27 protein-coding genes are annotated in these 23,400 nt (G+C 72.0%); 14 read left to right on the top strand and 13 right to left on the bottom strand.

The features are described from left to right. Positions 1 to 3 precede the first annotated feature (3 nt). The gene (locus tag K1T34_RS45830; RefSeq protein ID WP_220240936.1) at positions 4 to 1,842 is read right to left on the bottom strand and encodes a phospholipid carrier-dependent glycosyltransferase; all 1,839 of its coding nucleotides are present in this window, start codon (positions 1,840 to 1,842) and stop codon (positions 4 to 6) included. Between the two features lie 111 nt (positions 1,843 to 1,953). Continuing rightward, positions 1,954 to 2,712, bottom strand: coding sequence for an IclR family transcriptional regulator (locus K1T34_RS45825; protein ID WP_220240934.1), 759 nt, complete (start codon positions 2,710 to 2,712; stop codon positions 1,954 to 1,956). Positions 2,713 to 2,753: 41 nt separating this feature from the next. Between K1T34_RS45825 and K1T34_RS45820 the strand changes: the two genes are divergently transcribed. Both K1T34_RS45820 and dmpG read left to right on the top strand, forming a co-directional pair. After that, on the top strand, positions 2,754 to 3,656 hold the full coding sequence (locus K1T34_RS45820; RefSeq protein ID WP_220240932.1) for an acetaldehyde dehydrogenase (acetylating): 903 nt from the start codon (positions 2,754 to 2,756) through the stop codon (positions 3,654 to 3,656). Then, the gene (dmpG, locus tag K1T34_RS45815; protein ID WP_220240930.1) at positions 3,653 to 4,705 is read left to right on the top strand and encodes a 4-hydroxy-2-oxovalerate aldolase; all 1,053 of its coding nucleotides are present in this window, start codon (positions 3,653 to 3,655) and stop codon (positions 4,703 to 4,705) included. Before K1T34_RS45820 ends, dmpG begins: the two co-directional genes overlap by 4 nt. A 20-nt stretch (positions 4,706 to 4,725) precedes the next feature. On the opposite strand, the gene K1T34_RS45810 is transcribed toward dmpG, so the two are convergent. After that, positions 4,726 to 5,322, bottom strand: a complete 597-nt coding sequence (locus K1T34_RS45810) for a TetR/AcrR family transcriptional regulator (protein ID WP_220240928.1) — start codon at positions 5,320 to 5,322, stop codon at positions 4,726 to 4,728. Positions 5,323 to 5,411: 89 nt separating this feature from the next. On the opposite strand from K1T34_RS45810, the gene K1T34_RS45805 reads away from it, so the two are divergent. From K1T34_RS45805 to K1T34_RS45790, 4 genes are all read left to right on the top strand, one after another. Beyond that, positions 5,412 to 6,338: an oxygenase MpaB family protein gene (locus K1T34_RS45805; protein WP_220240926.1), complete on the top strand. Its 927-nt coding sequence runs from the start codon at positions 5,412 to 5,414 to the stop codon at positions 6,336 to 6,338. A 15-nt stretch (positions 6,339 to 6,353) separates the two neighbouring features. After that, entirely contained in the window at positions 6,354 to 7,379 is a 1,026-nt protein-coding gene (locus K1T34_RS45800; protein WP_220240924.1) for an LLM class F420-dependent oxidoreductase, read from the top strand. A 134-nt stretch (positions 7,380 to 7,513) separates the two neighbouring features. After that, positions 7,514 to 8,833, top strand: a complete 1,320-nt coding sequence (locus K1T34_RS45795; protein WP_220240922.1) for an MFS transporter — start codon at positions 7,514 to 7,516, stop codon at positions 8,831 to 8,833. Beyond that, entirely contained in the window at positions 8,830 to 10,248 is a 1,419-nt protein-coding gene (locus K1T34_RS45790; protein ID WP_220240920.1) for an aminotransferase class V-fold PLP-dependent enzyme, read from the top strand. Before K1T34_RS45795 ends, K1T34_RS45790 begins: the two co-directional genes overlap by 4 nt. Positions 10,249 to 10,288: 40 nt before the next feature. On the opposite strand, the gene K1T34_RS45785 is transcribed toward K1T34_RS45790, so the two are convergent. The 8 genes from K1T34_RS45785 to mrf form a co-directional block, all read right to left on the bottom strand. After that, on the bottom strand, positions 10,289 to 10,561 hold the full coding sequence (locus K1T34_RS45785) for a DUF6295 family protein (protein ID WP_220240918.1): 273 nt from the start codon (positions 10,559 to 10,561) through the stop codon (positions 10,289 to 10,291). A gap of 27 nt (positions 10,562 to 10,588) precedes the next feature. Then, positions 10,589 to 11,332 carry a dienelactone hydrolase family protein gene (locus K1T34_RS45780; RefSeq protein WP_220240916.1) on the bottom strand — a complete coding sequence of 248 codons (744 nt, stop codon included), beginning with the start codon at positions 11,330 to 11,332 and terminating at the stop codon, positions 10,589 to 10,591. Next, a complete protein-coding gene (locus K1T34_RS45775; RefSeq protein WP_255638043.1) occupies positions 11,329 to 13,056 on the bottom strand; it encodes an MFS transporter in 1,728 nt (575 codons plus the stop codon). The genes K1T34_RS45780 and K1T34_RS45775 overlap by 4 nt, the downstream gene beginning before the upstream one ends. Further along, positions 13,053 to 13,496 carry a MarR family winged helix-turn-helix transcriptional regulator gene (locus K1T34_RS45770; RefSeq protein WP_220240914.1) on the bottom strand — a complete coding sequence of 148 codons (444 nt, stop codon included), beginning with the start codon at positions 13,494 to 13,496 and terminating at the stop codon, positions 13,053 to 13,055. Before K1T34_RS45770 ends, K1T34_RS45775 begins: the two co-directional genes overlap by 4 nt. 215 nt (positions 13,497 to 13,711) lie before the next feature. After that, a complete protein-coding gene (locus K1T34_RS45765; RefSeq protein WP_220240912.1) occupies positions 13,712 to 14,806 on the bottom strand; it encodes a GTP-binding protein in 1,095 nt (364 codons plus the stop codon). Then, positions 14,803 to 14,961, bottom strand: coding sequence for a 50S ribosomal protein L32 (gene rpmF / locus K1T34_RS45760; protein WP_220240910.1), 159 nt, complete (start codon positions 14,959 to 14,961; stop codon positions 14,803 to 14,805). Before rpmF ends, K1T34_RS45765 begins: the two co-directional genes overlap by 4 nt. Further along, positions 14,961 to 15,224: a type B 50S ribosomal protein L31 gene (locus K1T34_RS45755; protein WP_220240908.1), complete on the bottom strand. Its 264-nt coding sequence runs from the start codon at positions 15,222 to 15,224 to the stop codon at positions 14,961 to 14,963. Before K1T34_RS45755 ends, rpmF begins: the two co-directional genes overlap by 1 nt. Next, positions 15,221 to 16,480, bottom strand: coding sequence for a ribosome hibernation factor-recruiting GTPase MRF (gene mrf / locus K1T34_RS45750; protein ID WP_220240906.1), 1,260 nt, complete (start codon positions 16,478 to 16,480; stop codon positions 15,221 to 15,223). Before mrf ends, K1T34_RS45755 begins: the two co-directional genes overlap by 4 nt. A 78-nt stretch (positions 16,481 to 16,558) precedes the next feature. On the opposite strand from mrf, the gene rpmB reads away from it, so the two are divergent. The 6 genes from rpmB to cobA are packed head-to-tail and all read left to right on the top strand — an operon-like array spanning position 16,559 to position 19,198. Beyond that, complete coding sequence (gene rpmB, locus K1T34_RS45745; protein WP_220240905.1) at positions 16,559 to 16,795, top strand: 50S ribosomal protein L28; 237 nt, start codon at positions 16,559 to 16,561, stop codon at positions 16,793 to 16,795. After that, entirely contained in the window at positions 16,796 to 16,963 is a 168-nt protein-coding gene (gene rpmG, locus K1T34_RS45740) for a 50S ribosomal protein L33 (protein WP_220240903.1), read from the top strand. Beyond that, a complete protein-coding gene (gene rpsN, locus K1T34_RS45735; RefSeq protein WP_220240901.1) occupies positions 16,963 to 17,268 on the top strand; it encodes a 30S ribosomal protein S14 in 306 nt (101 codons plus the stop codon). The genes rpmG and rpsN overlap by 1 nt, the downstream gene beginning before the upstream one ends. Beyond that, positions 17,265 to 17,510 carry a 30S ribosomal protein S18 gene (gene rpsR, locus K1T34_RS45730; protein ID WP_220240899.1) on the top strand — a complete coding sequence of 82 codons (246 nt, stop codon included), beginning with the start codon at positions 17,265 to 17,267 and terminating at the stop codon, positions 17,508 to 17,510. Before rpsN ends, rpsR begins: the two co-directional genes overlap by 4 nt. A 40-nt stretch (positions 17,511 to 17,550) precedes the next feature. Then, on the top strand, positions 17,551 to 17,943 hold the full coding sequence (locus K1T34_RS45725) for an ankyrin repeat domain-containing protein (protein WP_220240897.1): 393 nt from the start codon (positions 17,551 to 17,553) through the stop codon (positions 17,941 to 17,943). A gap of 28 nt (positions 17,944 to 17,971) precedes the next feature. After that, on the top strand, positions 17,972 to 19,198 hold the full coding sequence (gene cobA, locus K1T34_RS45720) for a uroporphyrinogen-III C-methyltransferase (protein ID WP_220240895.1): 1,227 nt from the start codon (positions 17,972 to 17,974) through the stop codon (positions 19,196 to 19,198). Positions 19,199 to 19,208: 10 nt separating this feature from the next. Here the strand turns inward: cobA and K1T34_RS45715 are convergent, their stop codons facing one another. After that, positions 19,209 to 20,084: an alpha/beta fold hydrolase gene (locus K1T34_RS45715; protein WP_220240893.1), complete on the bottom strand. Its 876-nt coding sequence runs from the start codon at positions 20,082 to 20,084 to the stop codon at positions 19,209 to 19,211. 113 nt (positions 20,085 to 20,197) lie between these two features. Here K1T34_RS45715 and K1T34_RS45710 point away from each other — a divergent pair, with 113 nt between their 5' ends. Both K1T34_RS45710 and K1T34_RS45705 read left to right on the top strand, forming a co-directional pair. Beyond that, positions 20,198 to 21,040 carry a crotonase/enoyl-CoA hydratase family protein gene (locus K1T34_RS45710; RefSeq protein ID WP_220240891.1) on the top strand — a complete coding sequence of 281 codons (843 nt, stop codon included), beginning with the start codon at positions 20,198 to 20,200 and terminating at the stop codon, positions 21,038 to 21,040. A gap of 34 nt (positions 21,041 to 21,074) precedes the next feature. Continuing rightward, entirely contained in the window at positions 21,075 to 22,799 is a 1,725-nt protein-coding gene (locus K1T34_RS45705) for an AMP-binding protein (RefSeq protein ID WP_220240889.1), read from the top strand. Positions 22,800 to 22,825: 26 nt separating this feature from the next. Here K1T34_RS45705 and K1T34_RS54130 read toward each other — a convergent pair whose 3' ends face one another. After that, on the bottom strand, positions 22,826 to 23,332 hold the full coding sequence (locus K1T34_RS54130; RefSeq protein ID WP_255638042.1) for a hypothetical protein: 507 nt from the start codon (positions 23,330 to 23,332) through the stop codon (positions 22,826 to 22,828). Positions 23,333 to 23,400 lie beyond the last annotated feature (68 nt).

Below are 23,400 nucleotides of genomic sequence, written 5' to 3'. Positions count from 1 at the left end.
GGATCAGGGTGCGGTGAAGGAGGTGAGCAGGCCGGGCGGGGCGAACGGCGGGTAGGTGACGAGCACGCCGCCGGCCGTCCGCAGGACCGAGGCCGGGCGGAACACGGCGCGCTGCCCGGCGTAGAACCGGGTGGCCGCGCCGTCGGCGCCGGTGACGAGCACCTGCCGGCGCGGCTGCCCCGCCGCGTCCTCGCCGGGCACGGGCGGGAACGCCGCGACCCGCACCGGCTGCTGCGACGCGAACGCCGCCAGCGTCGAGATCAGCCGGGGATCGAGATCGCCCCGGCCGAGCACGGCACGTGTTTCCGGCACGCAGTTCACGCGTCCGGACCTGGTGAGCGCGGCACCCGCGTGGGCCCGCGCGGTCTTCTCGCCGTTCTCGTCCGGCACGAGCACGGGCGGCCCGAGCCGGGCGACGGTGACCTGTCCCGCGCCGCTGCCGAACACCGCGGCCGCGTCGGGGGAGTCCACTGTGGAGGACTGGGCCAGCGCCCGTGGGGTGAGGGCAGCCCAGTCCGGTGGCGGGTTCGCGTCGGCCGTCGTGACGAGCAGCCCGGTCGGCCAGCCGCCCGCGGCGAGCGTGGTCCAGGTGGCGTCGTCGACGAGCACGCGGGAGCCCTCCGCGTTGGCCTGCAACCAGGTGCGGGCCTCGATCGCCGGGTCCGGGCTCGCGGGCCCGGGGCGCAGCGCGGTGAACCCGTACGTCCAGCTCAGCGCGAACGCCGCGGTCAGGACCACCACGCCCACGGCGACGCCGGCCCGGGCGGGAGCGCGCCGGTGCTCCGGTTCGTGGTGCGCGGAAACCACGGCGTGCGCCACTCCGGCCGCGCCCAGCGGAGTGAGGGGCAGCAGCAGGGCCAGCACGGCGGTGGCCGGCAATCCGGGGACCGCGAGCAGACCGGCCACGAAGATGCCGGACACCGCGAGCGGGCGCACCGTCGCGACGAACAGGCCGGCGATCAACGCGAGCGCCGACACCGCCGTGAGGGCCGGATCGAAAACCAGCCACCTGGGCAGGGCCGGCTCGCCGCCGGTGGCGAGAGCGGGGCGTAACCACGCGGACAGCGGCCCGAAGGCGAGGCCGAGGCCGAGGTTCACCACCACGGCGACGAGCCCGGCCCGCACTGGAGAACGCCGCAGCAGCAGCCAGCCCGCGGCGGGCAGGAACAGCAGCGTGAGTGGTGAGGTCAGCACGGCGGCCAGCAGGCACCCCGCGCCCAGCAGGTCCTGGGCAAGGCCGTGGCGCGCAGGTCCACTGTGGTCGCCGGCGGCGTGAGAAGGACGGAGAGGTGCGGCGACGAGACACAGCCCGGCCAGTGCCCACATCACCGCGAGGTGCTCGACGACCACCACGTGCTGCAGCCCGATCGCCAGCGGCGACACGGCGAGCAGCACGGCGGCGACCAGGCCCGCCCAGCGCGGAAGGCCGAGCCGGCGGGCGAGCAGCCACACCAGCACCGTCGTCACCACCGTGGCGACGATCATCGCCTCGCGCACGGCGGCGACCGGCGTCGCCGCGCGGTCGAAGGCGTGGGACAACATCGTGTACCCGGCGAGCTGCAGCTGCCCGAACGGGCTGGCGCCGGCCGTGGTCGTACCGCCGTACGCCGTGAGGTGGCCGAGCGCGTAGGCGCGGGCGACGGTCGTGGCTTCTCCGGGCAGGGCGGGCGTGGTGGCCGCGAGGTAGATCACGCGCAGACCACCGGCGAGGGCGAGCAGACCGAGCACGAGATCGAGCGACAGCAGCCGGGTTCCGGCCGCCGCGACGGGATCGCGGCGGATCCTGGAGATCGGCGTGGGGGACCGGCCCGGGAACGTGATCCCCCAGCTCTGCTGGGCCATCCGGACGATCGTAGTTACGGAGAATCACGAGACCAGACCTCCGCCCCTGACGTCATCCGAACGGCCTAACCCTCACGCAACCCGTTGTGCGGCAGGAATTTTTCCGACTGCTCAGGTCTGGACAAACGAACGGGACAACGCGAGCGCGACCGTGCGCACCGCCGGGGCGACACGCTCCGTGCGCATCCGGGTCGCCCAGCCGGTGATGGAGATCGCCGCGACCGCCATGCCCGCGGCGTCGAGCAGGGGACTCGCGGCACAGACCACTCCGACGCCGGACTCCTCTCGTTCGAACGCCACGCCCTCGGCGTGGATGCGCGCGAGCTGGCGGCGCAGCAATCCCGGTGCGGTGATGGTGCGCCGGCTGATGCGGGGGAGACCGGCGTCGATCACCCGCGCCACCAACGGTTCCGGCGAGAACGCGAGGATGGCCTTCCCGACGCCGGTGGCGTGGGCCGGGAAGCGGCCGCCGATGCGGGACGGTACATCGGGGGCGTCCGGGCCACGCAGCACGTCGAGGTAGACCACCTCGGTGCCCTCCAGCACGGCGAGGTGCACGGTGTTGCGCGTGGCCTCGCGCAGGTCGGCCAGCGACGGGCGGGCGGCCTCGACCAGACCACGGCGCCGGATCGCGAGCTGGCCGATCTCGAACAGCCGCAGCCCGAGCCGCAGCGCGGTGCCGTCGGGTTCGAGCAGGCCGGTGTCGCAGAGGTGGCGGGTCAGGCGGTGCACGGTCGTCTTCGCCAGCCCCGTCCGCCGCGCCAGCTCCGACACGCCGACGGTGTCGTCGCCCGGGCGGAAGGCACCCAGGATCGCCGCGACGCGCGAGGCGACCAGGCCTTCGCCGCCGTTCCGTCCAGTGGTACGCACGGGTTGAGTGTGCACCGCCGCGGCGAGGACCGTCGGAAAACATGGCGGAACGCAAGGTGACGGCCGCGATCGTCGGCCCCGGCAACATCGGCATGGACCTGCTGGCGAAGCTGCGGCGCAGCGAGAAGATCGACGTGCGGTACATGGTCGGCGTCGACCCGGCGTCCGACGGGCTCGCCCGCGCGGCGCGACTCGGCCTGGAGACTTCGGCGGACGGCGTCGACTGGCTCCTGCGCCAAGCCGAACTTCCGCAGCTCGTTTTCGAGGCGACGTCGGCGAAAGCGCACCTCGCGCACGCGCCGCGCTACGCCGAAGCGGGCATCCGCTCGATCGACCTGACGCCCGCGGCCGTCGGCCCGTTCACCTGCCCCGCGGTGACTCCGCCGGAGCGGCTCGACGTGCCGGACCTCAACCTCATCACCTGCGGCGGCCAGGCGACGATCCCCATTGTGCACGCCGTCGCCCGCGTGACTCCGGTGCCGTACGCGGAGATCGTCGCGTCCGTGTCCTCGCGCTCGGCGGGCCCGGGCACGCGCGCGAACATCGACGAGTTCACCGAAACAACCGCGCGGGGCCTCGAAGAGGTCGGCGGCGCCGCGAAGGGCAAGGCGATCATCGTCATCAACCCGATGGACCCGCCCATGATCATGCGCGACACTGTGTTCTGCGCGGTCGGCGCCGAAGCGGACTTCGCGGCGATCACCGACTCGATCCACCGCATGGTCGCCGAGGTCCGCCGGTACGTGCCCGGCTACACGCTCAAAGCCGATCCGCAGTTCGACCCGCCGCGTCCCGAGTGGAACGGCGTCGCGCGCGTCGGCGTGTTCCTCGAAGTCGCGGGCAACGGCGACTACCTGCCGACCTACGCCGGCAACCTCGACATCATGACGGCCGCCGCGGCCCGCGTCGGCGACCTGGTGGCCGCGGAGCTGGTGTCGGCATGAGCGCGCTCATCCGGAAGCAGCCGGCGAAGAACGCGCCGGTGCGACTGGTCGACACCACCCTGCGCGACGGCAGCCACGCCATGGCCCACCGCTTCACCGAACGCCAGGTGCGCGACACCGTGCGCGCGCTGGATGACGCCGGGATCTCGCTCATCGAGGTGACCCACGGCGACGGGCTCGGTGGTTCGACCTTCACCTACGGCTTCTCCCTCACCGACGAACGCGAGCTGATCGCCGCCGCCGTCGACGAGGCGAACGACGCCAAGATCGCGGTGCTCCTGCTGCCCGGGCTCGGCACCGTCACCGACCTGCGCGTCGCCGCGGACCTCGGCGCCGGCGCCGCCCGCATCGCCACGCACTGCACCGAAGCCGACGTTTCCGTGCAGCACTTCGGCGCGGCCCGCGACCTCGGTCTGGAAACCGTGGGATTCCTGATGCTGGCGCACCTGGCGGCGCCCGAGCACCTCGCGAAGCAGGCGCGGATCATGGCCGACGCCGGCTGCCAGTGCGTCTACGTGGTCGATTCCGCCGGCGCGCTCATCCTCGACGAAGCCGCCGATCGCGTCGCCGCGCTCGTCGCGGAGCTGGGCGACGACGCCCAGGTCGGCTACCACGGTCACCAGAACCTCAGCTTCGGCGTCGCCAACTCCGTGCTCGCCTACCGCGCCGGCGCGCGGCAGATCGACGGTTCCCTCGCCGCCCTCGGCGCGGGCGCGGGGAACTCGCCGACCGAGGTGCTCGCGGCGACGTTCGAACGCCTCGGCGTTCCGACCGGCGTCGACAAGGACGTGCTGATGGCCGCGGCCGAGAACGTCGTGAAGAAGTACCTGACCCGGCTGCCGGTGATGGACCGCTCGTCGATCGTGCAGGGCTTCGCCGGCGTGTACTCGAGTTTCCTGCTGCACGCCGAGCGCGCGGCGCAACGCTACGGCGTGCCGGCGCACGAGATCCTCTACCGCGTCGGCGCGGAGCGCTACGTCGGCGGCCAGGAGGACATGATCATCGACATCGCGTTGCGGCTGCGGGCGGAACGAGCCTCGGCACGATGAGCTGGGTGAGCTCAGTGAGCTCAGTGATCGAACTCGTCCGCTCCGAGCACCAGCCGGACGCAGTGCGCGACGAGCCGTTCGCGGCTCACCCGCAGCGTGCCGTCGAGGTAGGCGATGAATACGTTGCTCAGCGCCCCGACCAGCCCGATCGACACCAGCTGCCGGTCGGTCTCGTCGCCGTGCGAGAGCTGTTCGCCGACGAGCGCCGCGAACGCCGGCAACAGGTGCAGGCCGCGGCGAGTCAGTGCGGGATCGGTCAGTGGCGCCAGCAACAGCACCCGGCCCTGGCGCGGGTCGTCGACCAGGAGGGCCACGAACGCCCGCACCGCGCGTTCCGCCCGCTGCCGCGGATCGGGTGCGTCGCCGATCGCGTCGACCAAAGCCTGGCGCGCCCGCTCGCCGACGTGCTCGTACACGGCCGCGACGAGTTCCTCGCGGTCGGCGAAGCTCTCGTAGAAGTAGCGCTCGGTCAGGTGGGCCTGGCGGCAGACCGCGCGCACGCTGACGGCCGCGGAGCCCTCGGTGCCGAGCAGGTCGAGGCCCGCGGCGACCAGCTGGTCCCGCCGTGCCGCTTTCCGATCGTCCAGCGTCGTGCCCGCCCACGTGCGGCCCGGCATATCCACTCCCGTAGTTGACCACGCCCGTTGTCACATCCTAACCTGACAACAGGCGTAGTCAGTTCATCGACCCGACCGCAGGAGCCGCCATGCCGGGGGAGGAACCCGAACCGCTGGGACCGGACTCGCTCACGTGGCGCTACTTCGGCGACTGGCGGGGGCTGCTGATCGCCCTGTGGGCCGGGTCGATGCAGAACATGCACCCGGGTCTGGGCGCCGGCGTCGAGCAGCATTCGCGGTTCTTCGAGGAACGCTGGCAACGGCTGTTCCGCTCGCTCTACCCGATCGGCGGCGTGGTCTACGACGGCCCGCTCGCCCACCGGACCGCGCTCGAGGTGCGCGGGTACCACGACCGCATCAAGGGCGTCGACGCGAAAGGCCGCCGCTACCACGCGCTCGACCCGGACACGTTCTACTGGGCCCACTCCACGTTCTTCGTCAGCACGATCCTCATCGCCGACCACTTCATGGGCGGCATCGGCGAAGAGGAGAAGCGCAAGCTGTTCGACGAACACGTGCGCTGGTGGCGGATGTACGACATGACGATGCGGCCGGTCCCCGAGTCCTGGGAGGACTTCCGGCGGTACTGGAAGCACATGTGCGCCGAGGTCCTGGAAGACAACAAGGCCACGCGCGACGTCCTGGATCTGCGCGGCATCGCGAAACCGCCGAACCTGGCGTGGCTGCCCGACCTGCTGTGGCGGCCCGTCTCGGCGGTGATCGCGAAGCGGTTCGTCTGGCTCACGGTCGGGCTCTACGACCCGGAGATCCGCGACCTACTCGGCTTCACCTGGACTGCGCTCGACGAACGCCGGCACCGCTTCGCCGGGCGCGCGATCAACGCCGTGTTCTCCCTCGTCCCGCACGACCGCCGCTACCACCCGCGGGCGCGCGCCGGCCGGCGCCGGGCAAGGGGTGAGGTGGCCGCGGGCGCGCCCGTGGTCGAGACTCCACGGAGGAACCTGCCGCCCGTGGGGGAACGCGGCAAGCCGGAGCACTACTCGCCGAACATCTGAAGCACGGAGGGCCGTATGAAGCTGGGTTACCACCTCGGGTACTGGGGGAGCGGCCCGACGCCGGGCGCGCTGGAGGCCGTGCTCGAGGCCGAGCGCCTCGGGTTCGACTCGGTGTGGTCGGCGGAGGCCTACGGCTCCGACGCGTTCACCCCGCTCGCGTGGGCCGGTGCGTCGACCAGCCGCGTGAAGCTCGGCACCAACATCGTGCAGATGTCCGCGCGCACGCCCACCGCCACCGCGATGACGGCGCTGACGCTCGACCACCTCTCCGGCGGCCGGTTCGTGCTCGGGCTCGGTGCGTCGGGCCCGCAGGTGGTGGAGGGCTGGTACGGCCAGCCGTACCCGAAGCCGCTGGCCCGCACCCGCGAGTACGTAGCGATCATCCGCCAGGTGCTGGCGCGCGAGGCACCCGTGACGCTCGACGGGCAGTTCTACCAGCTGCCGCTGCAAGGGGGAGCGGGGCTGGGCAAGGCGCTCAAGCCGACCGTGCACCCGCTGCGCGCCGACCTCCCGATCTACCTCGCGGCCGAGGGCCCCAAGAACGTCGCGCTGTCGGCGGAGATCTGCGACGGCTGGCTGCCGCTGTTCTTCTCGCCCAAGGCCGACGCGTTCTACCGGGCCGCGCTCGCCGAGGGGTTCGCCCGGCCGGGTGCCCGGCGCAAGCCCGAGGACTTCGAGGTGCCCGCGTCGGTGCCGGTGATCGTCCACGACGACGTGGAGGAGGCGGCGAGCTGGATCAAGCCGGCGCTCGCGTTGTACATCGGCGGCATGGGCGCCAAGGCCGTGAACTTCCACCACGACGTGTTCGCACGCCTGGGTTACGAGGAGGTGGCCGACAAGGTGCAGGAGCTCTACCTCGCCGGGCGCAAGGACGAGGCAGTCGCCGCGATCCCGACGTCGCTCGTGGAGGACACCTCGCTCGTCGGCCCGGCCGCGAAGATCCGCGAGGAGCTCGCTGCCTGGGAGGACACTGTGGTCACGACGCTGCTGCTGCGCGGCGACGCGGGGTCGCTGGCGAAGGTGGCCGAAGCCCTGTCGTGAGCAGGGCACGGGGCGAGGTCGGCCCGGTACTCGCGGTGCATTACGACGGTGGCACGATTCCCTCCGACCACTACCGGGGAACGGCGAAGATCCACTAGGTATTGCGTTCGTCGGACCGCCCTCGAGGAGGACCCTTGGCGCCGCTGCCCCGCCGGACGCGTTTCCGTTACTCGCTCGGCTCGTTCGTCACCGGATCTTTCGGCACCGTGCCGGGCCTGTTGCTCCTGCCGTACCTCACGGACACGATGGCCGTGCCTGCCGCGGCGGCCGGCGTGATCGTGTTCGTGCCGAAGGCGTGGGACGTGGTGTTCAACCCGATCGCGGGCCGGCTTTCCGACGCGGACCTCGTGCGGACCGGCAGCCGGCGGCGGTTCCTGCTGGGCGGCGGCGTCGGCGTCGCGATCCTGTTTTTCGCGTTGTTCGCGCACCCGGGCTTCGGCAAGCCGGCGATCGACGCGACCTACGTGGTGATCGTGTTCTTCCTGTGTGCCACCGCGTACGCGTTCTTCCAGGTACCGTTCAACGCGCTGCCGGCCGAGCTCACGGACTCGGCCGAGGAACGCACGAAGCTCACCAGCGTGCGTATCGGCGTGCTGGCCGTGGCGATCCTCGTGTCCGGCGGCGCCGCCCCGGCGATCACCGACATCCTCGAAGGCGTGGCCGGCTACCGGGTCATGGGCCTTGTGATGGCCGTGATCATCCTGCTCGCCACCCTGGGCGTCTACTTCGGTCTGCGCGGCGCACCCGTCGGTTCGCTGCGGCCCAACGCCGTGAGCTTCAAGCAGCTGATCCGCACGATCGCGCAGTGGCGCCCGTTCTGCTGGCTGATGGGCTCGTACTTCATCCAGGCGCTGGGCATCGGCACGGTGCTCGCCGCGATCCCGTACTTCGCCGAGCACGTGCTGGGCGACCCGAGCTACCGCACGGTGCTGTTCGTGGGCTTCGTCGGCCCGGCGCTGATCACGATGCCGCTGTGGCCGCGGCTGGGGCACCGTTGGGGCAAGCTCGTCGGCTTCCGCATCGCGACGGTCTCGTTCACCGTCGGCCTGCTCGGGATCCTGTTCGCCAAGGACATCCCGTTCGCGGTGACGATGGTGTTCGTCGCGCTGTCGGGCATCGGGTACGCCGGGATCTCCGTGTTCCCGCTGGCGATCCTGCCCGACCTCATCAGTGCCGAAGAGGAACGCACCGGCGAGACCCGCGCGGGCATCACGGCCGGCGTGTGGACGGCGTCGGAGACGCTGGGTCTGGCGCTCGGCCCGGGCCTGTTCGGGCTGGTGCTGCAGGCCGGCGGCTACGTGTCGAGCACCGACGCGACGACCGCGCAGCCGTCCTCGGCGATCACGGCCATCACCGTGGGCACCTCGGTGTTGCCGGCGGTGCTCATCGCGCTGGCGATCCCGCTGCTGCGCCGCAAGGTGCTCGAGCCGCGGCCGGTGGAGCCGCAGCGGTGACCGACGTCCTGGCCGAGCTGCGGGCGCTGCGCGCGGGCGACCTGCCGACGCACGGCGGGCGCACGCTCGCCTACGTCTACGACAGCGGTCTGTCCGAAGTGGACGAGATCGCGGCGGCCGCGCACGCGCTCGCGTCGTCGGCCAACGGCCTGGACCCCACGGCGTTCCCGAGCCTGCTGCGCCTGGAGAACGACCTTGTCGGGCGCGCGGCGGGGCTCCTGGGCGCAACCGCGGAAACGGTCGGCACGGTGACGTCCGGCGGCACCGAGTCGTGCCTGCTCGCGGTGCTGGCCGCGCGGGACGCGCGGCCGGACATCACCGCGCCGAGCATCGTGCTGCCCGACACCGCGCACGCGGCGTTCCACAAGGCCGCGCACCTGTTCGGGTTGCGCAAGATCGTGGTGCCGGTCGACGCGAAGACCTTCCGCGCGGTGCCCGACGCGATGGCGGCGGCAATCGACGAGTCCACCGTGCTCGTCGTGGCGAGCGCGCCTTCCTACGCCCACGGCGTGGTCGACCCGATCCCGGAGATCGCGGCCGCCGCGGCCGCTCGCGGTGTGCGGATGCACGTGGACGCGTGCATCGGCGGCTGGGTGCTGCCGTACTTCGCGAAGCTGGGCGCGGACGTGCCGCCGTTCGACTTCCGCGTGCCGGGCGTCACGAGCATCTCGGTGGACCTGCACAAGTACGCCTACTGTGCGAAGGGCGTCTCGGTGCTCCTGCACGCGAACGCCGAGCTGCGGCGCACGCACTACTTCGCCAGCGCGGCCTGGCCGGGCTACACGATGCTGAACCCGACGCTGCAGAGCACCCGCTCCGGCGGCCCGCTCGCGGCCGCGTGGGCCGTGGTGAACCACCTCGGCGAGGACGGCTACCTGCGCCTCGCGGAGGTGACCCGCGAGGCCGTGACCCGGATCCGCGCGGGGGTCGAGACCCTGCCGGGCCTGCGGGTCCTGGGCGACCCGGACTCGACGCTGATCGCCTTCGCCACGACCGGCACTGCCGACGACGGGTTCGACCTGTTCACGGTCGCGGACGAGATGAAGGTCCGCGGCTGGTACGTACAGCCGCAGTTCGCCCACGGCGACTCGCCGCTGAACCTGCACCTCACGATCACGGCCGCGAACCACGGCAGCGAGGCAGAGTTCCTCGCGGACCTGACCGCCTCGGTCGCCTCGGCGCGCGAAGCCGGCCCGACGTCGGTGGACCCGGACGTGGCCGCGTTCGTGGCGGCGCTGGACCCGGAAACCCTGACGGCGGAGCAGTTCGCGGGCCTGCTCGCCGCCGCCGGCCTCGTCGGCGACGCCGGCCTGCCCGAGCGGATGGCACCGATCAACGCACTGCTGGCGACAGCGGCGGAACCGCTGCGGGAACGGCTACTGCTGGAGTTCCTCGGCGCGCTCTACACGCCCTGACCGGCTGGCCCGGGCGTGAATCCGGGCCAGCCGGTGCGGCTCACTGGTTGCGCGAGGCCAGCCCCGCCGGCGCCGACGCCAGCGCGGTGTGGATCGCGTCGGCGAGGGCGAGCGCGTCCTCTTCGGTCAGTTCCAGCGCGACGCGCGCGGCCGGGCCCATCGCCGGGTTGCGGAAGTCGATGTTCACGGTGTGGGCGAACCGGGCGTGCGTCGGGTGGTCGACGTAGACGGTGGCTTCGTTGACGCTGTGCCAGCCGGTCGCGCTCTTGCCGCTGCCCTCCACGGCGAACTTCTCGGTGAGGTAGGTGCACATGGGAAACGTCCTTCCTGCGAAGCGGAATCAGGCCGCGAGGTGCCGGCCGTAGAAGTCGAGGATCTTGGCCCAGCCGTCCACGGCGGCCTCCGGCCGGTAGCTCGGGCGGTCGACGGCGAAGAACGCGTGGCCGGCGCCGTCGTAGGTGTGGAACTCGTGCTCCTTGCCGAGGCGGTCGAGCTCGGCGGCGAGCTTCGCGGTCTCCTCGGGGGCGGGGTACTGGTCGTCGGCGCCGAAGATGCCGAGCAGCGGGGCCGACAGCTGCGGTGCGAGGCCCAGCAGCGGCTTCATCGACGCGGGCATGCCGGCCGGCGGCTCGTTCACCACGAACGCGCCGTAGCAGTCCACCGCGGCGTCGACCTGGGTCGAGCACGCGACGAGGAACGTCTGGCGGCCGCCGGAGCAGTGGCCGATCACGCCGATCTTGCCGTTGGCGCCGTCCAGCGCCTTGAGGTACGCGGCCGCACCTTCGACGTCGCCGACGAGGCGCTCGTCGGGCACGCCGCCGTTGGCGCGGACGGTCGCGGCGGCGTCGTCCGGGCTCGCGCCCGGCGCCTCGCGCGAGTACAGGTTCGGGCACAGCGCCGCGAAACCCTCGGCAGCGAAGCGGCGCACCATCTCCTTGGTCGCCGGGTCGTAGCCGGGCATGTGGTGGATCACCACGACGCCGCCGCGCGGAGCGGGGTCGAGCGGGCGCGCCAGGTACGCCTCGATCTCGTCACCGCCGTGGCCGGTGATCGTGACGGTGCCGGCGGTGAGCGTGTCGTTCATCCGTTCTCCTTGTCCGGGGTGCTGCGTTGCTCGCCCGCGCGCGGGGCGAGGTCGGGGTGGAAGTAGCGCTTGCCGCGCGACACCGAGGCGAGGCCCGCGACGAGCGCCATCACGGCGGCCGCAGTGAAGACCGTGACCAGTCCGTTGTGGAACGGGCCGGAGATGAGCTGCGGGAAGAACTCCTTGCCGGTCAGCGCCGCCGAGTCGCTCGGCGACAGTCCGGAAAGGACACCCGGGCCGAGCAGGTGCGCCATCGGGTTGCTGCCGAGGAACGCCGCGAACAGTGTGCTCACGGGCGGCAGCTGGGCGACGTTCGCCGCGACGTCGGCGGGCACGCCGTGGGCCTGCAGCCCGCCGGTGAGCGTGGCGGGCAGCGAGCCGGCCAGGCCCGCGATCATCAGCGAGAAGAACACGCCGATCGACAGCGCGGTGCCGGAGTTCTGGAACGTCGAGCGCATGCCCGACGCGACGCCGCGCTGGTGGTCGGCGACGCTGCTCATGATCGCCGAGGTGTTGGGCGCCGAGAACATCCCCTGTCCGATCCCGCTGATCACGAGCAGCAGCGCGAACACGGGGTAAGAGAAGTCGACCGGCAGCGCCAGCAGGCCGAGGAACGACCCGGCGACGAGCACGAGCCCACCGGTGGAGAACAGCCGCGCGCCGAACCGGTCGGACAGGTAGCCGGACATCGGGCCGGCGATGAGGAACCCGACCGTGAGCGGCAGCAGGTAGATCCCGGCCCACAGCGGGGTCTTCTCGTACTCGTACCCGTGCAGCGGCAGCCAGATGCCCTGCAGCCAGATGATCAGCATGAACTGCAGCCCGCCGCGCGCGATCGACGTGAGCAGCACCGCGAGGTTGCCCGCGGTGAAGGCCCGGATCCGGAACAGCGAGAGCTGGAACATCGGTTCCTTCACGCGTGTCTCGATCACGCCGAACGCGATGAGCAGCAGCACTCCGGAACCGATGCCGCCCAGCACCCACGGGCTGCCCCAGCCGGTGGCCGCCCCGCCGTAGGGCTGGATGCCGTAGGTGATCGCGGCGAGCAGCACACCGGTGCCGAGGGCGAAGGTGACGTTGCCGCCCCAGTCGACGCGCGCGCGGCGCGGCTTGCCGATCTCGCGCAGGCTGCGGATCGACCACACCGTGCCGAGGATGCCGAACGGCACGCTCACCCAGAACACCGCACGCCAGTCGATCTCGGCGAGCAGGCCGCCGGCGACGAGGCCGAGGAACTGCCCGGCCAGCGCGGTGATCTGGTTGATGCCGAGTGCCATGCCGCGTTGTTCGCGCGGGAACGCGTCGGTGAGGATCGCCGCGGAGTTGGCCGTGAGCATGGACCCGCCGACGGCTTGGATGATGCGCCAGCCGATCAGCCACAGCGCGCCCTGCCCGCCGTGGAACGGGTCGAACGACAGCGCCACCGAGGCGACGCTGAAGATCACGAACCCGACGTTGTACATCTTCACGCGGCCGAACATGTCGCCGAGGCGCCCGAGCGTGACCACGAGCACCGCCGACACCAGCAGGTAGCCCAGGATCATCCAGAGCAGGTAGCCGATATTGCCCGGCGCGAGCGGGTCGAGCCCGATGCCGCGGAAGATCGCGGGCAGCGAGATGATCACGATCGACCCGTCGAGGGCCGACATGAGCACGCCGAGGGTGGTGTTGGAGAGGGCGACCCACTTGTAGCGGTCTCCGCGGCTGGTGGTTGTGGTTGTCACAGTTCGTCTGCCAGGCGTTCGAGCAATGGGATCACTTCGAGCAGTCGGTGGCGTTCCTCGGCGGTGAAGCCGCCGGCCAGGGCTTGGGCGACGCGCTGGGTGCTCAGCGAGCGCCGGTCGGTCAGGAGCTTCCGGCCGGTCGCGGTCACGGACATCAGGACGCGGCGGCCGTCGGCGGCGTCGGGGCTTCGGCTCACGAGCCCGCGTTCGACGAGCCCGGCCAGGGTCGCGCCCATGGCCTGCGGCTTCACCCGCTCCTGCTCGGCCAGGTAGCCGGGCGTAGAGGGCCCGTCGCGGTCGAGCCGCGAGAGCACGGAGCTCTCCGAGAGCGTGGCCTCGCCCGCCACGTAGCCCTGCCGCATCCGGCGCACCAGCCGCCCGATCGCGATCCTCAGGTCGGCGGCGGCCTCCACGAGATCTTTGGTGATCCGATCCGGCATATTAGTCAACCTAGACTGATAAACCTGGGTTGATCAACCTTCGCGAAACACCCCTAACCCCAACGAATCGCCCAGTTCAGACGTGGTGTGTCCGGCGTGGACCGAGCCTGATCCGCATGATCACGCCGGCCGGTGAACGATCAAGGAACTTCCGGGAACACGAAGGCCGCGCGACCGGTGTGATCCGGGTCGCGCGGCCTTCGGTTCGTCTGTCCTCAATGGACGCGCATGGGCTCCCATGCGGGGAAGGGATCCGCCGTCACCGGCTCGTCGGTGAGGCACGCCTCGAGCGCGGCCAGCAGCGGGTCGCCGGCGAGCCCGACGCCGATGAAGACCAGCTCCTGCCGCGGCGCGTCGGTCACCCCCTGCGGTTCGAACCGCGCCACCGAGCCCGCCTGCGACCACAGGCCGAGCACACCCGGTCGCGACGCGAGCGTGAAGAACCCCTTGGAGCGCAACACCGTGCCGAACTCGCCCGAGTCGAGGCGGGTCGTGACGAAGTCCCACAGCGGTGCCGGGTCGAACGCCCGGGTGGCGCGGAACACGACGCTGGAGATGCCGTACTCCTCCGTCTCCGGCACGTGGTCGCCGTTGAGCTCCGCGACCCAGCCCGGCGCCTGCTGCGCCCGCAGGGGGTCGTGGCGACCGGTGCCGACCACGCGCCCGAGCGGTACCCGGCCGAACTCCGCCGTCACCACGTCGGCGCCCGGGTTGAGCCGGCGCAGCGCCGCCACCAGTCGGTCGGCCTCGGCGGGGGAGACGAGGTCGGTTTTGTTCAGCAGCAGCACGTCGGCGAACTCGACCTGGTCCACGAGCAGGTCGCTGACCGTGCGCTCATCGCCCTCGTACTGGTCGAGGCGGCGCTCGGCCAGGGAGTCGCCACCGGCCAGCTCACGGCCGAAGTTCACGGCGTCGACCACGGTCACCATCGTGTCCAGCCGGGCGCCGGAGAGCGCCGGGCTGCCGTCGTCGCCGGGGAAGGAGAACGTGGCGGCGACCGGCATCGGCTCGGAGATCCCGCTCGACTCGATGAGCAGGTGGTCGAACCGCCCCTCCGCCGTCAGGCGCGCGACCTCGTCGAGCAGGTCTTCGCGCAGGGTGCAGCAGATGCACCCGTTGGTCAGCTCGACCAGGCGCTCCTCGGTGCGGGAGACGCTGTCACGCACGAGCGCGGCGTCGATGTTGACCTCGCTCATGTCGTTCACGATCACCGCGACCCGCAGGCCTTCGCGGTTGGCGAGGATGTGGTTGAGCAGCGTCGTCTTGCCCGCGCCGAGGAACCCCGACAGGACGGTGACGGGCACGCTCACCGATCGAGCCGCTGGAAGTGCTTGATCAGGCGGCGCGGCACGAGCTTGCGCTCGCCGTCGACCGTGATCGGCACCAGATCGGGCACCGCGGCCTTCCACTGCGCGCGGCGCGCGCGGGTGTTGCTGCGGGACTTCTTCCGCTTCGGCACGGCCATCAGCGCGCACCGCCCTTCTCACGACGGCCGTAACGGCGGTGGAACTTCTCGACCTGGCCCGCGGAGTCGACGATCCGCTGGTTGCCAGTCCAGAACGGGTGCGACCACGAACTGATGTCCACGACCACGAGCGGGTAAGTGTTGCCGTCGCTCCACTCGATCGTCCGCTCGGACGTCGCGGTGGAGCGGGTGAGGAACGCGTCGCCCGTGGACGAGTCGCGGAACACCACGGGGTGGTAGTCGGGGTGGATGCCGGGTTTCACTGCGGTTCTTCCTTTCGGTTCGCGGCGTTGACGTGCCGCTCTTCGTCTTCGTCGTCGGTTTCGATGGCCTCGCACGGGTCTTCGTGCCACTCGCCGAACGGGTCGGGGTAGCTGCGCCAGGCAGCTTCTCCCTCGGCCAGCTCGGCGTCGGTGAGCAGCGCGGCGTGCAGCGCGTCCTCGATTTCCCTCGGTGCCACCAGATCCGTGACCACGACGAGCTCCTGCGCGCGGTCGCCGTGCACCGGGTGCCAGCGCAGCGACGCGAGCGTGCGGCGTTCGGGGGAGACCTCGGCCCAGTCCGGGCCGTCGGGTGAGGTCAGCCACGGCCCGGCGTGCCCGATCGCGAGGCCGCCGCCCGCCGACTCGAGCCAGAACGCGATGTCGGGCTGACTCGCGACCCATGCGCGGCCGCGGGTGCGGATCACGCCGCCCAGCAGCGTGTCGATCGCCTCGTGCAGGCGCTCGGGGTGGAACGGCCGCTGCGAGGTGAAGGTGAGCACCTCGATCCCGCAGTCGGCGTGCAGCGGCGGCTGGCCCCGCAGGAGCGCGCCGTGCAGGTCGATCACCTCGCCGCGCCGCGATTCCGCGGGCACGGCGGCGAACAGCAGCCCGGCGTTCGCGCCCTTCAGGACGACGCGCGGGACGGACGGCGCGACGCGGTCGAGCACGGCCGCGGTCTTCGCGGCGCACCACGCGTCGGGCACTTCGCCCGCGAGCACCAGCACGTCGGCGAACTCCACCTGCGCGAGCGCGACCTGCGCGACGCTGCGCTCGTCCTCGGGGCTGCCCAGCAGGCCGCGTTCCAGGAGTAGCTCGTCGCCGGACGCGTCGGCGAGCCAGGCGGCGCGGTCGACGGTGGTGAACACGGCCTCGATCTCGACGTCGTCGCTCACGGGCCGGTCGCCGACGAGCACGTTGGCGATCGCCCAGCTGACCGGCTCGGGCTCCATGGCCTCGTCGAGGCGCAGCACGATCCGGTCCACCTCCGGCAGCCGGGCGAGCCGGCGCAGCAGCGGCAGGAGGTCTTCGCGCAGCGTGCAATTCACGCAGCCGTGCGCGAGCTCCAGCGCGGTGAGCTGGTCGCGGGGGCCGAGGCGGATCCGCCTGCGGACGATGCCGCTGCCGATCTGCCGCAGGTCGTGGTGGACCACGGCGACGCCGGGGCCGGCGCGGCGCAGCAGTTCGGCGAGCTCGTCGTTGCCTTCGGCGGCGAGTCCGCTGACGAGCACGAGCGGGACACGCGGGTGTGGGGTCACTGAAGCTCCAGTCGACGGGACGGGGTACGGTGGCCAGCGTAATTGAAAACGAATATCACTATCAACTCGGGAGGGTCCGTGTCAGCCGTGTGCCAGGTCACCGGCCGCAAGCCGGGCTACGGCAAGCAGGTCTCGCACTCGCACCGCCGCACGTCACGGCGCTGGGAGCCGAACCTGCAGACCCGCCGCTACTACGTGCCGAGCCTCGGCCGGACCGTGCGGCTCAAGGTGTCGGCGAAGGGCATGAAGACGATCGACAAGCGCGGGATCGACGCGGTCGTCGCGGAACTGGCCGCGAAGGGGGTGAAGCTCTAGATGGCGAAGAGCACCGACGTCCGGCCGATCATCAAGCTGCGCTCCACCGCGGGCACCGGCTACACGTACGTGACGAAGAAGAACCGGCGCAACGACCCCGACCGGATGGTCCTGCGCAAGTACGACCCCGTGGTGCGCAAGCACGTCGAGTTCAAGGAAGAGCGCTGATGGCGAAGAAGTCGAAGGTCGCGAAGAACGAGCAGCGGAAGGTGATCGCCGCCCGCTACGTCGAGAAGCGCCGGGCGCTCAAGGCCGTGATCGCCTCGCCGCACTCGTCGGCGCAGGACAAGGCCGACGCGGTGGTGGCGTTGCAGCGCATGCCGCGCGACGCGAGCGCCATCCGCATCCGCAACCGCGACGCCGCCGACGGGCGCCCGCGCGGCTACCTGCGCAAGTTCGGCCTGTCGCGCGTGCGGATGCGGCAGATGGCGCACAACGGCGAGCTGCCCGGCGTCTCGAAGTCGAGCTGGTGAGGCGCGTGCCGAAGCACGAACGCGTGCCCCGCAAGCGGGCGAACCCGTTGCACGCCCGGGGGATCACGGCCGTCGACTGGAAGGACGTCGACCTGCTGCGGATCTTCATCTCCGACCGCGGCAAGATCCGCGCCCGCCGCGTGACGGGGCTGACGCCGAAGCAGCAGAAGCAGGTGGCCTCGGCCATCAAGAACGCGCGGGAGATGGCGCTGCTGCCCTACCCGAACTCCGCCCGGGGTTGAGCACCCGGCGTCCCGGGAGTCGGCGTGCCAGACTCGGCGCATGGCTTCCGGGACGCCGTCGGACGAGGAGCTCGGCCTCTGCGCCCGCGTGTTCACCATGGCGCGTGCGGACGACACGGAGCGCCTCGCCGCCTACGTCGACGCCGGCATCCCCGCGAACCTCACCAACGACCGCGGCGACACCTTGGTGATGCTCGCCGCTTACCACGGGCACGCGGAGACGGTGGCCGCGCTGCCGGCGCGCGGCGCGGATCCCAACCGGGTCAACGACCGGGGCCAGAGCCCGCTCACCGGCGCCGTGTTCAAGGACGAGCCCGAGGTCGTGAAGGCGCTGGTGGCGGGTGGTGCCGATCCACGGGCGGGCACGCCGTCCGCGGTCGAGGCGGCGACGATGTTCGGCAACACCGGGCTGCTGGCCCTGCTGCAGCGCTGAGCGGGCCGGGCAGGCAGACTTTCGGGCTATGGACGACCCGCACTACCTCTCCGGACTCCAGCTCGCAGGCCGCCGCGTCGTGATGGTCGGGGGCGGCTCGGTCGCCCAGCGCCGCCTCCCGCGGCTCATCCGCGCGGGCGCGCGGGTGGAGCTGGTCTCGCCCCACACCACGCCGTCGGTGAGCGCGATGGCCGACGCGGGCGAGCTGGTCTGGCACGAGCGCCGCTACGCCGAGGGCGACCTCGCCGACGCCTGGTACGCGCTCGCCTGCACCGACGACCCCGAGGTCAACGCCGCAGTGTGCGCCGAAGCCGAACGCGAGCGCGTGTTCTGCGTGCGCGCCGACGAGGGGGAGTCCGGCAGCGCCGTGACCCCGGCTTCGGGCCGCCACGGCGGGCTGCTGTTCGGCGTCCTGTCCGGCGGTGAGCCGCTGCGCTCGGCCGCCGTGCGCGACAGCATCCTCGACGCCCTGCACGCCGGCACCGTCAAGGATGCTGCCGGCGGCCGCGCGCCGCGAGGCACCGACACGGAGCTGCCGGGTGTCGCCCTGGTCGGCGGCGGCCCGGGCGACCCGGACCTGATCACCGTCCGCGGCCGGCGGCTGCTCTCGCGCGCCGACGTGGTCGTCGTCGACCGGCTCGCGCCCCGCGAGCTGCTGGATGAGCTCGCGCCCGAGGTCGAGGTCGTCGACGCGGCGAAGATCCCGTACGGCCGCGCCGCGAGCCAGGACGTGATCAACAGCACGCTGATCGAGAAGGCCAAGGAGGGGAAGTTCGTCGTCCGGCTCAAGGGTGGCGACCCCTACCTGTTCGGCCGCGGGTTCGAGGAGGTCCTGGCCTGCGCCGAGGCGGGCGTGCCGGTGACCATGGTCCCGGGTATCACGAGCGCCTTCGCGGTCCCCGCCGTGGCCGACGTGCCGGTCACCCACCGCGGCGTCGCCCACGAGGTCGTGGTCGTCTCGGGCCACGTCGCCCCCGGTGACCCGCGCTCGCTGGTCGACTGGTCCCTGCTGGCCGTCCTGCGCGGCACGATCGTGCTGATGATGGGCGTCGAACGGCTGCCCCAGTTCGCGGCGGCGCTCCTGGATGGCGGCCGCCCCGCCGACACGCCGGTCGCCATCGTCGAAGACGGCACCATGCGCACACAGCGCACCCTGCGCTCCACGCTGGGGAAGGTGGCCGGCGAAGCGGCCGCCGCCGGTGTCCGGCCGCCGGCGGTGATCGTGTTCGGCCCGGTGGCCGGCCTCGCGAAGTGACCCGGCCGGGTCAGCTTTCGTAGCAGCGCTCGGCGAAGTCGGTGATCGCCGAGGTCAGGCGCTTCGGGTCGGAGCGGAGCTCGACCGGGCTGCGCGCCTGGACGAACTCCGCACCGGGCATGTCGGCGGCCAGGGTGTCGGCGTCGCCGAAGGGGTGGATCGGATCGCCTTCGTGGCCGATCACCAGCGCGGGCGTGGTGATGGCCCGGCGCACCGACTTCGGCGGCGCGATGCGGCCGAACAGCACGCCGTGCAGGAGCGCGGCCATCGGCTCGGGCTGCTGGGTCAGGGTGTCGGTGACGACGTCGACCCACTGGCTGCCGTGGGGCACGAGGTTGGCGGCCAGCGCGACGCCGCGCACGGTCACGGGCAGGAAGCGCGCGGCGAACAGCAGCGGGGCGAACGTGAGCAGCCCGGCGACGATCGCGTTGTCCAGCACCGGCATCTCCACGACCAGCCCGCGGGCGCGGGACGGCTGCGCGACCGCCACCTCGAGCGCCACGTTCGCGCCGAGCGACGTCCCGCCGAGCACGGCGTCGGGCAGGTCGAGGTGGTCGAGCAGCGCCACGGCCTGCTCCCCGAACGCCGGCATCGAGTAGCGCCACGACTCGGTCGGCCGGTCGGACTCGCCGTGGCCCAGCAGGTCGAGGGTGATCACGCGGAAGCCCGAGCGCGCGAGCCGGCGGGCCAGGGGAGCGTGCATGCGGCGGGTGAACATGATGCCGTGCATCAGGACCACCACGCGCTCGCCCGAGCCGTACTCGGTGTAGGCCAGGCGCTGGCCGTCGCAGGTGAACGAGCCGGACAGCTCGATCGGGCGCGAGCGGCGCGCCGGCGGGGGATCCGCAGGCAGGTCGTCGACGGCAAGAACGGGGGCCGGGGCCATGCGCCACCTTCCTCTCGTGGTCGAGGGCCGCTTCGATCTCTCGTGGCCCTCCCAGGAAAGCATCCCGCGACCGAATTGGCACAGCGTCAACCGGATGGTTCAAGATGACAGGCATGACCGGACCTGCCGACTCCCTGCCCGATCTCGTCTCGCTGAAGGTCGACCTCGACGGCCACGTCGCCGAAGTCACCCTGCTCGGCCCGGCGAAGGGCAACGCCATGGGCCCCGACTTCTGGCGCGAGCTGCCGCTGGTCTTCGCCGCCCTCGACGCCGACCCGCGCGTGCGCGCGATCGTGCTCACCGGCAGCGGCGCGCATTTCTCCTACGGCCTCGACCTGCCCGCGATGATGGGCGGCTGGGCCCCGATGCTCGCCGGCGACGCGCTGGCCGGCCCGCGCACGGACTTCCACCGCGAGGTCCGCCGCCTGCAGGAGTCCGTGAGCTCGATCGCCGAGTGCCGCAAGCCCGTGATCGCCGCCGTGTCCGGCTGGTGCATCGGCGGCGGCGTCGACGTGATCAGCGCCGCCGACGTGCGCCTGGCCAGCGCCGACGCGAAGTTCAGCGTGCGCGAGGTGAAGGTCGCGATCGTCGCCGACCTCGGCAGCCTGCAGCGGCTGGCCACGATCGTCGGCGAGGGCCACGTGCGCGAGCTCGCCCTCACGGGCAAGGACGTCGACGCCGCGCGCGCCGAGAAGATCGGCCTGGTCAACGACGTCTACCCCGACTCCGACACGCTGCTGGCCGAGGCCCGCAAGCTCGCCGCCGACATCGCGGCTAACCCGCCGCTGGTCGTGCAAGGCACCAAGCAGGTGCTCGCCGCCAACACCGAGCGCCAGGTCGCCGAGGGCCTGCGGTACGTCGCGGCGTGGAACTCCGCGTTCCTCCCGAGCAAGGACCTCGCCGAGGCCGTGCAGGCGTTCATGGAGCGCCGCGCGCCCGAGTTCAAGGGCGAGTAGAACAAGCACGTACGCGAGCACGAGGGAGCACGACGTGAGCAATGGCGCTTCGGGGAACCAGCGGGCCGACGAGGCCTACCAGGTCTTTCGGGAGGCGCGGGACTACCTCCAGTCCCACCGCGAGGACTACGACACCGCCGTCCGGGAGTTCGCGTGGCCGCAGCCCGCGGAGTTCAACTGGGCGCTCGACTGGTTCGACGTGGTGGCCCGCGACCCGGCGAACGCGCAGCGGTACGCGCTCTGGATCGTCGAGGAGGACGGCACCGAGAACCGCTGGACCTACCCGGAGATGGCCGCCCGCTCGGACCAGGTCGCCACGTGGCTGCGCCGCCTCGGCGTCTCGCGCGGCGACCGGCTGATCCTCATGCTGGGCAACCAGGGCGAGCTGTGGGAGACGATCCTCGCCGCGATCAAGCTCGGCGCCGTGATCATCCCGGCCTCGACGCTGCTCGGGCCGGCCGACCTCGTCGACCGCGTGGAGCGCGGCAAGGCCAAGCACGTGGTGGTGCGCTCGGCCGACGCGCCGAAGTTCGCCGACGTGGCGGGCGACTACACGCGCATCGCCGTCGGCGAGCCGGTCGAGGGCTGGCACGCCTACGCCACCGCGTACGCCGAGCCGGCCGGTTTCACCCCCGAAGGCGTGACGGCCGCGGGTGACCCGCTGCTGCTCTACTTCACCTCGGGCACCACGGCGAAGCCGAAGCTCGTGCAGCACACTCACGTCTCCTACCCGGTCGGGCATCTGTCCACAATGTACTGGATCGGCCTCGAACCGGGCGACGTGCACCTGAACATCTCCTCGCCCGGCTGGGCGAAACACGCGTGGAGCAACGTGTTCGCGCCGTGGAACGCCGAGGCCACGGTGTTCCTGTACAACTACACGCGCTTCGACGCCACGGCGCTCATGGCGCAGATGGACCGCTGCGGGGTCACGAGCTTCTGCGCGCCGCCCACGGTGTGGCGCATGCTCATCCAGGCCGACCTGACGGCGCTGAAAACCCCGCCGCAGAAGGTGGTCGGTGCGGGCGAGCCGCTCAACCCCGAGGTGATCGAGCAGGTCGAGAAGGCCTGGGGCGTCACCATTCGCGACGGGTTCGGCCAGACCGAGAGCAGCGTGCAGATCGCCAACACTCCCGGCCAGGACGTGGTTCCCGGCTCGATGGGCCGGCCGCTGCCGGGTTTCGTGGTGGCTCTGGTCGACCCGGTCACAGGCGAGCGCGCCGGCGAGGGCGAGATCTGCCTCGACCTCGCGCACCGACCGGTCGGCCTGATGACGGGCTACGCGGACGACGACGAGCGCACCTCGGAAGCCTTCCGCGACGGCTACTACCACACGGGTGACGTCGGTTCGGTCGACGAACGCGGCTACATCACCTACGTCGGGCGCACCGACGACGTGTTCAAAGCATCGGACTACCGGATCTCGCCGTTCGAGCTGGAGAGCGTGCTGCTCGAGCACGAAGCCGTCGCCGAAGCCGCCGTGGTGCCCGCGCCGGACCCGATCCGACTCGCCGTGCCGAAGGCCTACGTCGTGCTGGCCGCGGGCCACGAGCCCACCGCGGACACCGCTCGCGCGATCCTGGCGTACGCGCGGGAGCACCTCGCGCCGTACAAGCGGATCCGGCGCCTGGAGTTCGCCGAGCTGCCGAAGACGATCTCCGGCAAGATCCGCCGCGTCGAGCTGCGCGGGCGCGAGCACGAGAACACCCGGCCCGAGGGCGAGTACCGCGAGGACGACTTCCCGGACCTCAAGGCCTGAGCCGCGCGGCCGTCGTCCCCTCGGCTTCACTCCGAGGGGACGACGGCCGCGAACACCGTCTGCTCGCCCTTGCTGCACGTCGTGCCGCCCTGCGCCGCGGGCGGACCCGAGGTGCACAGCCAGCCCGACACGGTGTCGTTCACGGCGTCGTTGGACCCCGTGCCCTGCCGGCCGGCGATCTTCGCGTGGAAGTCGCGCACGAGCGCCATGGCCTCGGCGCACGGCACCCCGCCCGCGCGGCTGTCGAACACGTACAGGGTCAGGCCGCTCGCGGCCGTCACGGTGCCGCAGGACCCCGGAACGGCCGGTGTGGTGCTCGGGGCCTTGGTGTGCGTGCTCGGCGGCGCCTGTGTCGTTTCAGGCGGCGGGGGAGGAACCGAGTGCGCCGTCGAGGTCGTCGGCGGGGGCGTGGTCGCGGACGGTGGCGGCGGTACCGCCGCCCGGGGCTCGGGTTCCCCCGAACAGGCGGCGAGCGCCGGCAGCACGAGCCAGGCCGCGAGCAGCGGCCGCCACGCGGGCTTCGACGGGGGCACCGGGGTCCTTTCGCCAGGGGTCTTCCCCGGCATTCTGGCCCGCCGCCGGCGCTGTGACCCGCACCGAC

The organism is Amycolatopsis sp. DSM 110486 (genome assembly GCF_019468465.1).
Lineage (GTDB): Bacteria > Actinomycetota > Actinomycetes > Mycobacteriales > Pseudonocardiaceae > Amycolatopsis.
Note: the sequence above shows the minus strand (reverse complement) of the source record. Positions and strands in the feature narration are given on the sequence as shown.

Bases quoted from the DNA above. Each gene is read 5' to 3' on its own strand.
- K1T34_RS45830 (WP_220240936.1), bottom strand. From the start codon at position 1,842: ATGGCCCAGCAGAGCTGGGGGATCACGTTCCCGGGCCGGTCCCCCACG.
- K1T34_RS45820 (WP_220240932.1), top strand. From the start codon at position 2,754: ATGGCGGAACGCAAGGTGACGGCCGCGATCGTCGGCCCCGGCAACATC.
- dmpG (WP_220240930.1), top strand. From the start codon at position 3,653: ATGAGCGCGCTCATCCGGAAGCAGCCGGCGAAGAACGCGCCGGTGCGA.
- K1T34_RS45810 (WP_220240928.1), bottom strand. From the start codon at position 5,322: ATGCCGGGCCGCACGTGGGCGGGCACGACGCTGGACGATCGGAAAGCG.
- K1T34_RS45805 (WP_220240926.1), top strand. From the start codon at position 5,412: ATGCCGGGGGAGGAACCCGAACCGCTGGGACCGGACTCGCTCACGTGG.
- K1T34_RS45800 (WP_220240924.1), top strand. From the start codon at position 6,354: ATGAAGCTGGGTTACCACCTCGGGTACTGGGGGAGCGGCCCGACGCCG.
- K1T34_RS45785 (WP_220240918.1), bottom strand. From the start codon at position 10,561: ATGTGCACCTACCTCACCGAGAAGTTCGCCGTGGAGGGCAGCGGCAAG.
- K1T34_RS45780 (WP_220240916.1), bottom strand. From the start codon at position 11,332: ATGAACGACACGCTCACCGCCGGCACCGTCACGATCACCGGCCACGGC.
- K1T34_RS45770 (WP_220240914.1), bottom strand. From the start codon at position 13,496: ATGCCGGATCGGATCACCAAAGATCTCGTGGAGGCCGCCGCCGACCTG.
- rpmF (WP_220240910.1), bottom strand. From the start codon at position 14,961: ATGGCCGTGCCGAAGCGGAAGAAGTCCCGCAGCAACACCCGCGCGCGC.
- rpmG (WP_220240903.1), top strand. From the start codon at position 16,796: ATGGCGAAGAGCACCGACGTCCGGCCGATCATCAAGCTGCGCTCCACC.
- rpsN (WP_220240901.1), top strand. From the start codon at position 16,963: ATGGCGAAGAAGTCGAAGGTCGCGAAGAACGAGCAGCGGAAGGTGATC.
- K1T34_RS45725 (WP_220240897.1), top strand. From the start codon at position 17,551: ATGGCTTCCGGGACGCCGTCGGACGAGGAGCTCGGCCTCTGCGCCCGC.
- cobA (WP_220240895.1), top strand. From the start codon at position 17,972: ATGGACGACCCGCACTACCTCTCCGGACTCCAGCTCGCAGGCCGCCGC.
- K1T34_RS45715 (WP_220240893.1), bottom strand. From the start codon at position 20,084: ATGGCCCCGGCCCCCGTTCTTGCCGTCGACGACCTGCCTGCGGATCCC.
- K1T34_RS45710 (WP_220240891.1), top strand. From the start codon at position 20,198: ATGACCGGACCTGCCGACTCCCTGCCCGATCTCGTCTCGCTGAAGGTC.